We start from the raw sequence: 15,751 nt of genomic DNA, 5'->3' as shown, positions 1-15,751 counted from the left end.
GAATCACTCGCCGTCGGCAGGTGCCTCCGGAGCGGCGTCGACCGGGCCTTCTTCACCCTCGCCTTCGCCGTTTTCCACTTCCGCATCGAGACGCACCACGCTCACCAGCTTCTCGTCGGCCGGCAGGCGAATCAGCGTCACGCCCTGGGTGTTGCGACCCAGCTGCGAGACTTCCGCCACACGGGTACGCACCAGCGTGCCCTGGTCGGAGATCAGCATCAGCTCATGCGCTTCGCTGGCCTGGATGGCAGCGACCAGATTGCCGTTGCGCTCGGAACACTGGATGCCGATGACACCCTGCGTACCGCGTCCCTTCTTCGGGAACTCGTCGAGCGTGGTGCGCTTGCCGTAGCCGCGCTGGGTTGCGGTGAGGATGTCGCCCTCGGCCGCCACGATCAGCGAGACCACTTCAGCGCCTTCGCCCAGCTTGATGCCGCGCACGCCGGTGGCCGTACGGCCCATCGAGCGCACTTCGGATTCGTCGAAGCGCACCGTCTTGCCGTTCGACGCGAACAGCAGCACATCGCTGTTGCCGCCAGTGAGCGCGACGTTGACCAGCGCATCGCCCTCGTCGAGGTTGATGGCGATCTTACCCTTCTGCAGCTGGAACGCGAACTCGGTAAGCGGCGTCTTCTTCACCGTGCCCTGCTTGGTGGCGAAGAACACGAACTGGTCCTCGGTGTACTCGCGTACCGGCAGTACCGCCTGCACCTTCTCGCCCGGACCCAGCGGCAGCAGGTTCACCATTGGCTTGCCACGTGCGTTCGGGCCGGATTCCGGCATCTGGTACACGTTGAGCCAGTACACGCGACCGGTGCTGGTAAAGGTCAGCAACGTGTCATGGGTGTTGACCACCCACAGCTGCTCGACGAAATCCTCGTCCTTCAGCGCGGAGGCCGAACGGCCCTTGCCGCCACGACGCTGCGCACGATACGTGCTGGCCGGCTGGCGCTTCACGTAGCCGGTGTGCGACAGCGTGACCACCACGTCTTCCGGCGCGATCAGGTCGAGGACGTTGAGGTCTTCCTGCGAATGCTGGATTTCGGTGCGACGCTTGTCGCCGAATTCTTCCTTCACGGCTTCGAGCTCGTCGCGGATCACCGTGAGCAGGCGCGCCGGGTCTTCCAGGATTTCGATCAGACCACGAATGGTCTCCAGCACCTGGCGGTACTCGTCGGACAGCTTTTCCTGCTCCAGGCCGGTGAGGCGATGCAGGCGCATGGCGAGGATTTCCTGCGCCTGCACTTCGGACAACTGGTAGCCCTCGGCCTTGAGGCCTTCGCGCGGATCCATGTCTTCCGGGCGCGAGGATTCCGCACCTGCCGCTTCCAGCAGCGTGGCGACCATACCCGGCTGCCACTTGCGCGCCAGCATGCGCTCGCGCGCTTCGGCCGGCGACGCGGACGTGCGGATCAACTCGATCATCTCGTCGATGTTGGCCAGCGCAACCGTCAAGCCTTCGAGGATATGCGCGCGGGCACGAGCCTTGCGCAGATCGAAGATGGTACGGCGCGTCACCACTTCACGGCGGTGGCGGATGAACGCCTCGAGGATGTCCTTGAGGTTCAACAGACGCGGTTGGCCGTCCAACAGCGCGACCATGTTGATGCCGAACGTGACCTGCAGCTGGGTCTGCTGGAACAGGTTGTTGAGCACCACGTCGGCCATCGAATCGCGACGGATCTCGATGACCACGCGCATGCCGTCCTTGTCGGACTCATCGCGCAGTTCGCTGATGCCTTCGAGCTTCTTTTCCTTGACCAGCTCGGCGATCTTCTCGATCAGGCGAGCCTTGTTGACCTGGTACGGCAGCTCGTGGATGAGGATCGTCTCGCGGCCGTTCGGCTCGGTTTCGATCTCGGTGCGTGCGCGCACCAGGATGCGGCCGCGACCGGTGCGATACGCCTCGATGATGCCCGACGAACCGTTGATGATGCCCGCGGTCGGGAAATCCGGACCGGGGATGTAATGCATCAGGTCGTCGATCGACAGCGTCGGCTCGTCGATCAGCGCGATGGTGGCCGAGACCACTTCGGTGAGGTTGTGCGGCGGCACGTTGGTGGCCATGCCCACGGCAATACCGGCCGAACCGTTGATCAGCAGGTTCGGTACGCGGGTGGGCAACACCAGCGGTTCGTGTTCGCTCTCGTCATAGTTGGGGCCGAAGTCGACGGTGTCCTTGTCGATGTCGGCGAGCAGTTCCTGCGTGAGGCGCGACATGCGCACCTCGGTGTATCGCATCGCTGCCGCGTTGTCGCCGTCGACCGAACCGAAGTTACCCTGACCATCGACCAGCATGTAGCGCAGCGAGAACGGCTGGGCCATGCGGACGATCGCGTCGTACACCGACGAATCGCCGTGCGGATGGTATTTACCGATGACGTCACCGACCACGCGAGCCGATTTCTTATAGGGCTTGTTCCATGCATTGCCCAGTTCGTTCATGGCGAACAGAACGCGACGATGTACCGGCTTCAAGCCATCGCGGACATCCGGAAGGGCGCGTCCCACGATCACGCTCATGGCGTAATCGAGGTAGCTCTGACGCATTTCGTCTTCGATGTTGACGCGAATGACTTCTTTGGCGAGTTCTGCCATCAATCGGCTTCCATGATGAAGTGAGGGCCCCTGCGCGCTCCCCCTGGAACCAGGCGCGGGCAACCTTGAGATAACCTGTGAAGTGTACCACGTTTGGCGTGGGATTCACAGTATTTTCACTAGAAAAATCAATAAGTTACACGGACGTTTTGGCGCCTTTGAAAAGCATCAGGCGCGCCGTCGAAAAATTGAACACGGCCGCCACGAACGAGCCGCCGGCAGTGGCGAGCGCAGGCCAGTGGTGGAGCATCGGAAAGGCCATCAAAAGCGCGGCATAGGTGCCGTAATTGACCAGCGCGCCCACGCCCATCAGCGCCATCCAGTGCAGCCATTCGGAGAACAGGCCGCGCCCGCTGCCGTTGTTCTTGAAGGTCTGCTGTCGATTCCACAGCCAGGTCGCGGTGGCCGCCACCGGGATGGAAACCAGGCGTGCGTAGTAGGCGTTCCACTCGCACCAGCTCACCAGGGCCTGGGCGAGGCCGGCGTCAACGACGAAGCCGATGACGCCGCCGATGGTGAACAGGAAGAATTGCCGGGACAGCTTCATCGACCAAAAAGCGCCTGCATGGCCTTGGCGGTCGGGCGCTCGATCACGCCACGTTCGGTGACGATGGCATCGATGAGGTCGGCAGGCGTCACGTCGAACACCGGATTCCACGCATCCGCGCCTTCCACCACGGTGCGACGACCCGCCACCGCAAGCAGCTCGGCCGAGTCGCGCAGCTCGATCTCGATGTCTTCGCCCGACGCCGTGGCCATGTCGACCGTCGACGACGGCGCCACCACCATGAACTTCACGCCGTGATGGCGAGCGGCAATGGCCAGCTGGTACGTGCCGATCTTGTTCGCCGTATCGCCGTTGGCGGCAATGCGATCGGCACCCACGATGACCCACTGCACCACACCCGAACGCATCAGGTGCGAAGCGGCGGAGTCGGCGATCAGCTTGGCGGGAATGCCGTCGCGCACCAGCTCCCACATGGTCAGGCGCGCACCTTGCTGCCACGGACGCGTTTCGCCCGCAAACACCTGCTCGATGCGGCCAGCGGCCACGCCTGCGCGAATCACGCCAAGCGCGGTGCCGAAACCGGCGGTCGCCAGCGAACCGGTATTGCAATGCGTGAGCACGCCGGAGTGCGCTGCGATCAACGCGGCACCCAGTTCACCCATATGGCGATTGGCGGCGAGATCCTCGTCCTGGATCGCCTGCGCTTCGCGTTCGAGCGCAGCGGCATCGGCGCCCGCGGCGATGCGCGCCTTCATGCGATCCAGCGCCCACATCAAATTGACCGCGGTGGGACGCGCGGCGCGCAGCATCGCCAGCGCCGGTTCCAGCGGCTGGCCTTGCTTGGCGGCCAATACCACGCCCCAGGCAGCGGCGATGCCGATGGCCGGCGCACCGCGCACGGCGAGATCCTTGATAGCCTGCGTCACGTCGGCGGCGTTGGCGCAGTCGATCCAGCGTTCTTCCTGCGGCAGCAGGCGCTGATCGAGCAAACGGAGATGATCACCCTGCCATTGCACGGCACGGATGCGGTCGTAACGGTCGTAGTCCATAAAACACAAAGCCCAGCGATGAAAACGGAAGTCGGCGGCGCGGCAACGCGCCAGCCATGAGGTCAGGGACCGTCGGGCATGACGAGCCAGAGAATCAGATAGGCCAGCACGCCCGAACCGCCCAGGAAAGTGAGCACGATCCACAGCACGCGCACCAGCGTCGGATCCCAGCCGAGATACTCGGCGATACCGCCGCAGACGCCGGCCAGTTTCCGGTCCGTCAACGATCGATGCAGACGTCTTTGCATGCTCATTCCCTGTTTGAGTGCCGGTGGAAAATTCAGTCTCTCGTACTGAGCCATTGATGGATGGCCGGCGGCACTTCGCGTTGCGCGCGGCCCGACACGTAGATGCCGATGTGACCGCCCTTGAAGGCGATCTGCGTGTAGTCGGCGCTGCCCACATGACGCTCCAGCGCACGCGAGGCATCCGGCGGCACCAGGTGATCCTGCTCGGCGAAAATATTCAGCACGGGATGGCTGATCATGCCCAGGTCCACCGGCTTGCCGCCGATGATCAGGTCGCCCTTGATCAGCTTGTTCTGCTGATAGAACTCCTTGATGAACTCGCGGAACGCTTCGCCCGCCTGATCGGGCGAGTCGAAGATCCAGCGTTCCATGCGCAGGAAATTCTGCAGCTCTTTCGGGTTGTCCAGGATGTCGACCAGGCCCACGTACTTCTGCTGGTTCAAGCGCACCGGCTTCAGCGTGAGATAGACCCAGTTGAGCAGCTCGGCGGGAATATTGCCCATGGTGTCGACGAACAAATCGACGTTCATATGCTGCGACCAGCTCGAGAGCATGTTGTCGGGCGTCTGGAAATCGACCGGCGTCACCATGGTGATCAGGTTCTTCACCTTCTCGCCGTGCGTCGCCGTGTAGCAGAGCGAGAACGTGCCGCCCTGGCAGATGCCGAGCAGGTTGATCGCATCCACGCCGGCCTGCTTGCACACGGCATCCACGCAACGATCGAGATAACCGTTGATGTAGTCGTCGAGCCCGAGCCAGCGATCGGCCGCATCGGGATAACCCCAATCGAGCAGGTAGATGTCCTCGCCCTGCTCGAGCAGGTTGCGCACCATCGAGCGATCTTCCTGCAGGTCGGTCATCCACACGGTGTTGACCAGCGCATAGACGATCAGCGTCGGCGTCTTCGCCGTCGGCTTGCCCTGCCCCTTCATGCGCCACACCGAGAGTTTGTCCTCGCGGTACACCAGCTCGCGCGGCGTATTGGCGTACTCGGGCTCGAGCTGATGCTTGAGGTTGTCCATGCCGGCGGCCAGCTTGCGCTGGAAGGCGGTGATTTCGCCCATCAGGGCCGCCGGATCGAGGCGTAGCGGGGGATGCATGGAAACTCCTTACTTGCGCGTGCGCTTGACGTTGCGCGCTACCGTCTTGCGCGCGGCCACAGCAGAGGTCTTCTTCGAGCCGCTGACGTCGATGCTTTCGGTCGCGCGCTTGCGCGGCGACGGTTTCTTCTCGACCGGTTTGACGGCCTCGGGCTTGCCCGCGAGCTGGCGCTTGAGCGCGGCCACTTCGGCGCGCAAGGCCGCCACTTCGTCGTTGCCCTGCGGCGCATGGCCTTCACGCACTTCGCGGCGCAACTCATGCATGCGCTTGCCCAGCGCGCTCACTTCGCTGCGCGTGGGCACACCCATGTCGCGGCACAACGCTTCGAGCTGTTGCTGCTGCAACTGGCGCACGCGGCCCTGTGCGTTGACCATTTCGCCATAGGCCTGGCGGAATTCTTCCGACAGCGCGATCTGCGCATAGGCCTCTTCCACCGCGTCCACCCACAGGTCGTAGAGCGCCTTGAGCGATTCGATCTGCTTGGACGAATCGGCCAGGCCGGACAGCTTGGCCTGCAGGCGTTCGAAGCCTTCGCTGTTGGCGCGCTGGATCAGCGACTGGTACTTGCCGGCCCACTCGGAGTAATTCTGCATGGCGGCCGCCAGCGCCTGCTGCAAACGCTGGCGTTCGCGCGTGTAGCCGAACGCGGCCATGTGCTCGACATCGAACTTCATGCCGCCGAAGTTCGGCGGATTGGACTGCATCCAGCCCTGCCACATCTGCGCGAAGCTCTTCGCCGCCTCGCTGTCGATGCTGGCGAACGCATGCCCGAACGGCTGGCCGCCCAGGTTCGAAAAAAGCTGCTGCAACGACTGCTGCCAGTCGGCCGGCCCCTGGCCGAGACCGCTGCCGACGGCGCCCTGCAGCCAGTCGCCATAACCCTTGAGGGCGGCCATGCTGCGCGCCATCAGGTCGTCGCCGGTGGCGGCCGGGCCGAATGGCGAGGCGGTGGCGCCGAAGGGCGTCGAGGAGGCCGAATGCTGCTGCAGGTAACGGGTCCAGGCGTCCCAGGATTGCTGCGCCATCGACTGGTAATCCTTTAGAAAGTCAGTTGCCTGATCGGCCATGCCTGCATCCTCTTCATACTCAGGGCATCGTAGCAAAAGCCTGTTGCGCCAGACGCAAAAAGCGCATTAGTCCGGCAGGAATTCGGACGAAGTCGCAGCGCAGCATCAGCGGGCAGTCATGCTGGCGGTTTCGTCATTCCGGCGCAGGTCGGAATGACGAGCTAAGAGTGGCCTTACCTCTCCCGATCATTCCCGCCTCTGAAAAAACAAAAGCCCGGCTTTCGCCGGGCTTTTGCTTGAACGCTGGAGCGAGGACTTAGACGCTGGCGCCTTCGTCCTCGGTCACGGCCTTCATGGACAGGCGGATACGGCCCTGCTTGTCCACTTCGAGCACCTTGACCTTGACGATATCGCCTTCCTTCAGCTTGTCGGAGACCTTTTCCACGCGCTCGCTGGAGATCTGCGAGACGTGCACCAGGCCGTCCTTGCCCGGCATGATAGTCACGAACGCGCCGAAGTCCATCAGCTTGGCAACCTTGCCTTCGTAGATGCGGCCCGGCTCGACGTCGGAGACGATCTGCTCGATGCGCGCCTTGGCGGCGTTGGCGGCTTCGCGGTTGACCGAGGCGATGATCACGGTACCGTCATCGCTGATGTCGATGGTGGTGCCGGTCTCTTCGGTGATCGAACGGATGGTCGCGCCACCCTTGCCGATCACTTCGCGGATCTTGTCCGGATGGATCTTGATGGTGAGCAGGCGCGGGGCGAACTCGCTCATCTCGGTGCGGGCGGTGCTGATCACCTTGGCCATTTCGCCGAGGATGTGCAGACGGCCGCGCTTGGCCTGTTCCAGCGCCACCTTCATGATCTCTTCGGTGATGCCGTCGATCTTGATGTCCATCTGCAGCGCGGAGATGCCATCGGCGCTACCGGCCACCTTGAAGTCCATGTCGCCGAGGTGATCTTCGTCACCCAGGATGTCCGACAGCACGACGAAGTCGCTGCCTTCCTTGACCAGACCCATGGCGATACCGGCGACCGGCGACTTCAGCGGGACGCCCGCGTCCATCATGGCCAGCGACGAACCGCACACCGAAGCCATCGACGAGGAACCGTTGGACTCGGTGATTTCCGAGACCACGCGCACCACGTACGGAAATTCTTCAATGCTCGGCTTGACCGCCTGCACGCCGCGCTTGGCGAGACGGCCGTGGCCGATTTCGCGACGCTTCGGCGCGCCGAAGCGACCGGCTTCACCGACCGAGAACGGCGGGAAGTTGTAGTGGAACAGGAACGGATCCTTCGACTCGCCTTCCGGCGCATCGATGATCTGCGCATCGCGGGTAGTGCCCAGCGTGGTCACGACCAGCGCCTGGGTTTCGCCGCGGGTGAACAGCGCCGAGCCGTGGGTACGCGGCAGCACGCCGACGCGCACGGTGATCGGGCGGACATCGTCCAGGTTGCGGCCGTCGATGCGGATCTTGGTCTTCAGCACGCCGTCGCGCATGGTGCGGTATTCGAGCTCGGCGAACTCCTTGGAGAGCTCGGCCTTGTCCCAGCCCTTGGCTTCAGCATCGGCAGCCAGCGAGGCGAGCACGTCGCTCTTGATGGCGGAGATGGCATCGCGGCGCTGCAGCTTGTCGCGCACCTGGAAGGCGGCCTCGAGCTGGTTGCCCACGGCACCCGTGAGGGCGGCGACGAGCGCTTCGTTGCGGGCCGGAGCCTGCCATGCCATGGACGGACGAGCCGCCTCGGTGGCCAGCTCAGCGATGGCGCGGACGGCCACCTGCAGCTGCTGGTGACCGAACACCACGGCGCCGAGCATCACTTCCTCGGACAGCAGCTTGGCTTCCGATTCCACCATTAGCACGGCGTTGGCCGTACCGGCGACGACCAGGTCGAGCTCGGAGGTCTTCAGCTCGGTGGCGGTCGGGTTGAGCAGGTACTTGCCGTTGGCGTAACCGACGCGGGCAGCGCCGATCGGGCCCTTGAACGGGATGCCGGCGAGGCTCAGCGCCGCGGAGGCGCCCAGCATGGCCGGGATGTCGCCGTCGATTTCCGGGTTCAGCGACACGACCTGTGCGATGACCTGCACTTCGTTCTTGAACTCTTCCGGGAACAGCGGGCGGACCGGACGATCGATCAGACGCGAGGTCAGCGTCTCCTTCTCGGTCGGGCGACCTTCGCGCTTGAAGAAACCACCCGGGATACGGCCCGCGGAGTAGAACTTCTCGACGTAGTCGACGGTGAGCGGGAAGAAGTCTTGACCTTCCTTCGCCTTGGCGTTGGCCACCACGGTGACCAGCACCACGGTGCCGCCCATGCTGACCATGACGGCACCGGAAGCCTGGCGGGCGATTTCGCCCGTCTCCAGTGTGACTTCGTGATTACCGAACTGGAATGACTTGGTTACTTTCGCCATTGGTTTTCCATATTTGAAGAGTGCGGCCATGGATGGCCGCTTTGATCTTTGCGTTCACGGAGGAACGCAAAAATTACCTACGGAGGCCGAGGCGCTCGATCAGGCCCTGGTAACGAGCCAGGTCACGATCCTTCAGGTAGGCAAGCAGGCGCTTGCGCTGGTTGACCAGCTTCAGCAGGCCGCGGCGGGAATGGTGATCCTGCTTGTGCGCCTTGAAATGGTCGGTGAGGTGGTCGATGCGGGCCGACAGCAGGGCGACCTGCACTTCCGGCGAACCCGTGTCGTTCGGCACGCGGCCGAAGTCAGCGATGATTTTGCCGGTCTGTTCTGCGGTAAGGGACATGTTAGATCTTCCTAAAAAAACGGGTGCGAAGCTTGCGCAACGTCACGCCATGACGTTGCGCAAGCTTCGCCTAGATGAATGAAAACTCTGAAACAAGCTCCGTATTGTAACGACCGGAGGCCCGTGACAACAAGACCGTCATAGTGGGCGTTTGTCCCGGGCATCCGGCGCGAGGTTAAAACCCCGCACGATGCACAGTTTTCCGTCCACGGCCTCGCCCAGGGCGAGCAGACGGCCGTCGTCGGCGAACAGCGACAGCCGCCCGGTCATCGACGCATCCAGCAGAATCTGCTGCCCCTGTGAGACGGCCAGGCTGAGTTCGGCGGTCAGGTGGATCGCCGGCAGGTCGGCCAGGCCCGCCGAAACCGGCAGCAGCAACGGCAGCAAGGCCTCGTCGCCCTGCTCCAGCGCCGCCTGCAGTTGCTCCAGCGTGACCATGGCGGGCTCGCGGAACGGTTCGACCCAGAGGCGCCGCAGCGCCGTCAGGTGCGCGCCGCAGCCCAGGTCCTCGCCCAGGTCGACGGCCAGGCTGCGCACATAGGTGCCCGAGCCGCATTCCACGTAGAGCGTGAGGGTGTCGTCGGTGCGGGACACCACCTCCAGCCGGTAGACCTCCACCTCGCGCGACGGCACATCCACCGCCTCGCCGCGCCGCGCTTTCACATAGAGCGGTTCGCCATCGATCTTGATGGCCGAATAGATCGGCGGGACCTGGGTGATGCGCCCGCGCAGCTTGGCCAGCGAGGCCTCGATATCGGCGTCGGATAGCCGGGGTACCGGCCGCTCCAGCACGACCTCGCCCTCGAGATCCGCGGTCGAGGTGGTGGCGCCCAGGCGGCACTCGGCCAGATAGGCCTTGCGCGAGCCCAGCAGCATGCCGGCGATCTTGGTCGCCTCGCCGAAGCACAGCGGCAGCAGGCCGGTGGCGAGCGGGTCGAGCGCGCCGGTGTGGCCGCCCTTCTCCGCCTGGAAAATGCCTTTGCGAACGGCCTGCAGCGCCGCGTTGGAGCTCAACCCCAGCGGCTTGTCCAGCAACACGATGCCGTGCAGGTCGCGAAAACGAATCTTCCGCTTCATGGGAGTTTTGTTCATGGAGCCTGTTCAAGATCTGGCATATGCGCTCCCTACACCCTCACCGTCATTCCGGCGCAGGCCGGAATCCAGTAACCCGGGCAAAGGGCTGTTGCGCAACGCTTCAGAGCGTGCAGGCTGTGGCGACAAGCCTGCGCATCGCTACTGGATTCCGGCCTGCGCCGGAATGACGGTGAGGGGCAGCTGAGGTTGAGGCGGGACTCGAACAACGTTCATTCCTGCTCGTCGTCGCCCTTCTCATCCGCTGCCGGCGCGCGTGCAGCGTCCTGGCGCAACAAGGTCTCGATGCGCTCGCCCTTGTCGACCGAATCGTCGTACTTGAAGCGCAGCTCCGGCACGCGGCGCAGGCGCATCGAACGCGAAAGCTCGCGGCGGAACTCCACCGCCAGCTCCTTGAGCGCCTTCATCGCCTCGGTGGAACGCTCCGGCTGCAAGGCCGTCACCCATACCGTGGCCCAGTCCAGATCGCGGGTCACTTCCACGTCGGACACGCTGACGGACGGCAGCCCGTGATCGCGCACGGCGGCGTGGACCAGCAGGGCCAGTTCGCGGCGCAGTTCAGCGCCGACGCGGTCGGTACGTTTGAAATCGCGTGAGGGCATGACGCACTCCTAAGTTTTTGCGTTCATCCTTGAACGCGAGGATCAAAAAGCGGCCACCCATGGCCGCACTGTTCGGTTTTTGCGCTCATCCATGAACGCGAGAGTCAAGAAGCGCCCATCCATGGCCGCACTTTTCAAATAAGAGCATTGCCTCGCCGGCATGGCGAGACCCGAAAAACAAAGCGAGCGATGTGGTTGTCCACACCGCCCGCCGATAAAACCACCACTGGGGTGACGGCCCGATTCACGGGCCGGCCACCGTTACAGCGTGCGGGCCACCTCGATACGCTCGAAGCATTCGATCTGGTCGCCGACCTTGACGTCGTTGTACTGCTTCACGGCGATACCGCATTCCATGCCGTTGCGCACTTCGTCGACGAGGTCCTTGAAGCGGCGCAGCGATTCCAGTTCGCCCTGGAAGACCACGGTGTTGTCGCGCAACACACGGATCGGCTTGCTGCGCTTGACCGTGCCTTCGATGACCATGCAACCGGCCACCGCGCCGAACTTGGAGCTGCGGAAGACCTCGCGGACCTGCGCCACGCCGATGATCTCCTCGCGCACTTCCTTGCCCAGCAGACCCGAAGCGGCCTGCTTCACCTGGTCGATCACGTCATAGATGATCGAGAAGTAGCGGACATCCAGGCCGGAGGTGTCGATCACCTTGCGGGCCGAGGCATCGGCACGGACGTTGAAGCCGATCACCAGCGCCTTGGAAGCGGCGGCGAGCGTCGCGTCGGACTCGGTGATGCCGCCGACGCCGGCCGCGATCACGTTGACCTTCACGTTCTCGTTGCCGATCTGGCTGAGCGATTCGCGCAGCGCCTGCACCGAACCCTGCACGTCGGCCTTGACCAGGATGTTGAGCGTCTGCTGCTCGGCACCCTGGGCCATCTGCGCCATGATGTCCTCGAGGCGGTTGGCCTTGCTGACCATGCGCGTTTCGCGACGCTTGAGCTGGCGCTCGGCGGCCACTTCGCGGGCGAGGCGTTCGTCCGCCACCACCACGAAGTCGTCGCCGGCTTCCGGCACGCCGGACAGACCCAGCACCTGCACCGGAATCGACGGACCGGCTTCCTGCACGGTCTTGCCGTTCTCGTCGATCAGCGCACGCATGCGGCCGTACTCGATGCCGCAGACGACGAAGTCGCCGCGCTTGAGCGTGCCCTGCTGCACCAGCACCGTGGCCACCGGACCGCGACCGCGGTCGAGGCTCGATTCGATCACCACGCCCGAGGCGGGGCCATCTTCCACGGCGGTCAATTCCATCACTTCGGCCTGCACCGAAATGGCGTCGAGCAGGTCGTCGATGCCCATGCCGGTCTTGGCCGAGATCGGCACGAACGGGGTGTCGCCGCCCCACTCTTCCGGAATCACTTCCAGATTGCCGAGACCCTGCTTGACGTGGTCCGGATTGGCGTCGGACTTGTCCATCTTGTTGAGCGCCACGATCAGCGGCACCTTCGCGGCGCGCGCATGCTGCACGGCTTCGGCCGTCTGCGGCATGACGCCGTCGTCGGCCGCGACCACCAGCACCACGATATCGGTGGACTGGGCACCGCGGGCACGCATCGAGGTGAACGCGGCGTGGCCTGGCGTATCCAGGAACGTGATGACGCCCTTGGGCGTTTCCACGTGGTACGCACCGATGTGCTGGGTGATGCCGCCGGCTTCGCCCGAGGCGACCTTGGTGCGACGGATGTAGTCGAGCGTGGAGGTCTTGCCGTGGTCGACGTGGCCCATGATGGTGACCACCGGCGGACGCGGCTTCTTCTCGCCCTCGAGCTCGGCGTTCTGCGTGTGGGCAGCCAGCGCGGCTTCGGCGTTGTTGTCGCTTGCCGCCACCGGCGTGTGGCCGAGTTCTTCCACCACCAGCACGGCGGTGTCGTGGTCGATGGTCTGGTTGATGGTGGCCATCACGCCCATCTTGAAGAGGGCCTTGACCACTTCCGAACCCTTGACCGCCATCTTGTTGGCGAGATCGGCCACCACGTTGTTGTCGCCGATAACGACTTCACGCACCACCGCAGCGGTGGGACGGGTGAAGCCGTGCGGACCGCTGGAGGCCGGCGAGCTGGAACGCGACGAATCGCGGCTCGGGCCACGGCCCGGCTTGCCACGCTTGTTGTTGGAGCGGCGCGCGCGATCGGCGTCGCTCAGGTGCATCTCACCAGCCGCGAAGCGCTTGCCACCGGGGCCTTCCTCGCGCTCGCGGGCATAACGGGTCTTGTTGTTGCTGCCCGCCGGTGCCGCAGCGGCACCATTGGCACCCGGAGCGCCAGCGCCGGGGGCGCCGACGGGTCGAGCGGCGCCTGGGGCGCGCGGGGCAGCAGCGGCGGGCGCGGCCGCAGGGGCCGGCGCGGGTGCCGGAGCGGCCACGACGACCACCTTCTTCTCGCGGCGACGCGGCTCGTGGATGGTCGGCACGATCATGCCGAGCGAGCTGTGGTCGATGCGCTGCACCGGCTGTTCGACCGGCGCCTGCTTGTCGGCAGCGGCGGCACCCACCGGCTCGACCGATGCGGGTTCGGCGGCTGCCGGGGCCTCGACGGCCTCCTGCTGCGCCTGGTGTTCCTGGGCGCGTGCGGCCGCTTCAGCCTCGGCCTGCTGGCGACGCTGTTCTTCTTCCGCCTCGCGCTGGCGCTGGGCCTCTTCGGCACGCAGCTGAGCTTCTTCCTGGCGGCGGCGATCCGCTTCCAGGCGCTCGGTTTCTTCGTGGTCGCGCTGGGTCTGCGATTCCTGCAGCTTGCGCACCGCGTCTTCACGCTCGACGTCGTTGCCCGCCTCTTCGGCGATGACGCTGCGCTTGACGTAGGTCCGCTTGGCGCGCACTTCGACGTTCACCGTCTTGGCGCTGGCCGCGGCACCGCGGCCGCCGGGCGTGGCGACCTTCAGCTCGCTGACCTTGCGGCGCTTGAGGGTGATCTGGCGCGGCGAGCTGTCCTCCGCCTCGGCGGGGCTGATTTCGCTCTTGCCATGGGTACGGCGCAGAAAGCCCAGCAGCTTCACCTTCTCGGTGCTGCTGATGATCTGCTCCGGATCGGAGAATTTCATGCCAGCTTCGGCCAGCTGCCCAAGCAGCCTGTCCACCGGCATGCCAAGTACCTTGGCAAGTTGTTTGATCGTTACGTCCGACATCGTGTTCTTTCTCCGCCGTTCCCGCGCTTAACGTCCGTGCGGCTTCGCCTGCACAGCCAACCCATCCCTGGTGGAAGGCATCTCAGCCCTCCTCGGCGCGCTCATCCCGAGCGCTGCCGCCCGCGGTTAGCCACCTTTCTCCAGACGAGCGATCATCGGCGCACGCGCTGCCATGATCAGCGCCGCAGCGCGTTCCTCGTCCATGCCGTCGATATCGATCAGGTCATCAACCGCGAGGTCGGCCAGATCGTCCACCGAGACCACTTCACGCGACGCCAGCGCAAACGCGGTGGCCTCGTCCATGCCCGGCAGGTGCAGCAGTTCATCGGACGGCTGGTGCTCGTCGATGCCCTCTTCCACCGCCAGTGCTTCGGTGAGCAGCGCGTCGCGGGCGCGGGCGCGGAGCTCTTCAACAATGTCTTCGTCGAAGCCTTCCACGGCCAGCAGCTCGGCGCTCGGCACGTAGGCGATTTCTTCGACGCTGGAGAAGCCTTCCTGCACGAGGATGTTGGCGATCTCCTGGTCCACTTCCAGCTTGTCCATGAACAGCTGGCGGGCGGATTCCTGCTCGGCCTCGCTCTTGGCGGCGACCTGGTCCTGCGTCATCACGTTGAGCTGCCAGCCGGTGAGCTTGCTGGCGAGGCGCACGTTCTGGCCACCGCGACCGATCGCCTGGGACAGCTTGTCCTCGGCCACGGCGATGTCCATGGAGTGCTTCTCTTCGTCCATGATGATCGACTGCACTTCGGCCGGCGCCATCGCATTGATGACGTACTGGGCCTGGTTCTCGTGCCACAGGATGATGTCGACGCGCTCACCGTTGAGCTCGTTGGACACCGCCTGCACGCGCGAACCGCGCATGCCGATGCAGGCACCGATGGGATCGGTGCGGGTATCGTGCGCAACCACGGCGATCTTGGCGCGGTCGCCCGGATCGCGGGCGCAGCCCTTGATCTCGACCAGGCCCTGGCCCACTTCCGGCACTTCGAGCTTGAACAGCTCGATCATGAATTCCGGCGCGGCGCGCGACACGAACAGCTGCGGACCGCGGGCTTCCGAGCGCACCTCGTAGAGGTAGCCGCGGACGCGGTCGCCGACACGGGCCGATTCGCGCGGAATGGTGCGATCGCGCGGAATGAAGGCCTCGGCGTTGCTGCCCAGGTCCAGGTACACGTTGCCGCGCTCGACGCGCTTGACGATGCCGGTGACCAGCTCGCCCACGCGTTCGCGGAAGGCGTCGACCACCTGCATGCGCTCGGCTTCGCGCACGCGCTGCACGATCACCTGCTTGGCAGCCTGCGCGGCGATGCGGCCGAATTCGGCGTTCTCGATCTGCGTCTCGATGTACTCGCCCACTTCGGCGCCTTCGCGCTCGTCGACGGCGTCCATCAGGCGCACCTGGTGATACGGCGATTCCATCTCGCCGTCGTCGGCGATGATTTCCCAACGACGGAAGGTCTCGTAATCGCCGGTGTGGCGGTCGATGACCACGCGGATATCCGGATCCTCATCCGGGTAGCGCTTCTTGGCGGCGGACGCGAGCGCGGCTTCCATCGCCTGGAAAATCACTTCGCGCGGCACGCCTTTTTCATTGGCAACCGCGTCAACCACCAGCAAAAGTTCTTTGCTCATTGCAGCAACTC

Annotated in this window: 12 protein-coding genes; all 12 read right to left on the bottom strand. The window is 64.6% G+C overall.

Annotated elements, in window-relative coordinates:
* Positions 1 to 3: 3 nt before the first annotated feature.
* Complete coding sequence (gene gyrA / locus ACN9MB_RS07975; RefSeq protein ID WP_204634566.1) at positions 4 to 2,598, bottom strand: DNA gyrase subunit A; 2,595 nt, start codon at positions 2,596 to 2,598, stop codon at positions 4 to 6.
* A 136-nt stretch (positions 2,599 to 2,734) separates the two neighbouring features.
* Complete coding sequence (locus ACN9MB_RS07970) at positions 2,735 to 3,145, bottom strand: GtrA family protein (RefSeq protein ID WP_426271417.1); 411 nt, start codon at positions 3,143 to 3,145, stop codon at positions 2,735 to 2,737.
* Positions 3,142 to 4,155: an S-methyl-5-thioribose-1-phosphate isomerase gene (gene mtnA, locus ACN9MB_RS07965; RefSeq protein ID WP_426271416.1), complete on the bottom strand. Its 1,014-nt coding sequence runs from the start codon at positions 4,153 to 4,155 to the stop codon at positions 3,142 to 3,144. Before mtnA ends, ACN9MB_RS07970 begins: the two co-directional genes overlap by 4 nt.
* 62 nt (positions 4,156 to 4,217) lie before the next feature.
* Entirely contained in the window at positions 4,218 to 4,403 is a 186-nt protein-coding gene (locus ACN9MB_RS07960) for a PspC domain-containing protein (RefSeq protein WP_426271415.1), read from the bottom strand.
* Positions 4,404 to 4,435: 32 nt separating this feature from the next.
* Entirely contained in the window at positions 4,436 to 5,503 is a 1,068-nt protein-coding gene (locus tag ACN9MB_RS07955) for a class III poly(R)-hydroxyalkanoic acid synthase subunit PhaC (protein ID WP_426271414.1), read from the bottom strand.
* A 9-nt stretch (positions 5,504 to 5,512) separates the two neighbouring features.
* Positions 5,513 to 6,571, bottom strand: coding sequence for a poly(R)-hydroxyalkanoic acid synthase subunit PhaE (locus ACN9MB_RS07950; RefSeq protein ID WP_426271413.1), 1,059 nt, complete (start codon positions 6,569 to 6,571; stop codon positions 5,513 to 5,515).
* 256 nt (positions 6,572 to 6,827) lie between these two features.
* On the bottom strand, positions 6,828 to 8,933 hold the full coding sequence (gene pnp / locus ACN9MB_RS07945; RefSeq protein ID WP_426271412.1) for a polyribonucleotide nucleotidyltransferase: 2,106 nt from the start codon (positions 8,931 to 8,933) through the stop codon (positions 6,828 to 6,830).
* A gap of 73 nt (positions 8,934 to 9,006) precedes the next feature.
* Entirely contained in the window at positions 9,007 to 9,276 is a 270-nt protein-coding gene (gene rpsO / locus ACN9MB_RS07940) for a 30S ribosomal protein S15 (protein ID WP_019464706.1), read from the bottom strand.
* A 138-nt stretch (positions 9,277 to 9,414) separates the two neighbouring features.
* Positions 9,415 to 10,353, bottom strand: coding sequence for a tRNA pseudouridine(55) synthase TruB (gene truB / locus ACN9MB_RS07935; protein ID WP_426271411.1), 939 nt, complete (start codon positions 10,351 to 10,353; stop codon positions 9,415 to 9,417).
* A 227-nt stretch (positions 10,354 to 10,580) separates the two neighbouring features.
* Positions 10,581 to 10,970 carry a 30S ribosome-binding factor RbfA gene (rbfA, locus tag ACN9MB_RS07930; RefSeq protein ID WP_426271410.1) on the bottom strand — a complete coding sequence of 130 codons (390 nt, stop codon included), beginning with the start codon at positions 10,968 to 10,970 and terminating at the stop codon, positions 10,581 to 10,583.
* Positions 10,971 to 11,231: 261 nt separating this feature from the next.
* Positions 11,232 to 14,108 (bottom strand): translation initiation factor IF-2, encoded by a 2,877-nt coding sequence (gene infB, locus ACN9MB_RS07925; protein ID WP_426271409.1) that lies wholly within the window; start codon positions 14,106 to 14,108, stop codon positions 11,232 to 11,234.
* 126 nt (positions 14,109 to 14,234) lie between these two features.
* Complete coding sequence (gene nusA / locus ACN9MB_RS07920; protein ID WP_204634556.1) at positions 14,235 to 15,740, bottom strand: transcription termination factor NusA; 1,506 nt, start codon at positions 15,738 to 15,740, stop codon at positions 14,235 to 14,237.
* Between the last annotated feature and the right edge of the window lie 11 nt (positions 15,741 to 15,751).

Origin of the sequence: Dyella kyungheensis (assembly GCF_049913195.1) — a bacterium.
Classification (GTDB): domain Bacteria; phylum Pseudomonadota; class Gammaproteobacteria; order Xanthomonadales; family Rhodanobacteraceae; genus Dyella; species Dyella kyungheensis.
This window is presented reverse-complemented; position numbering and strand designations above follow the sequence as displayed.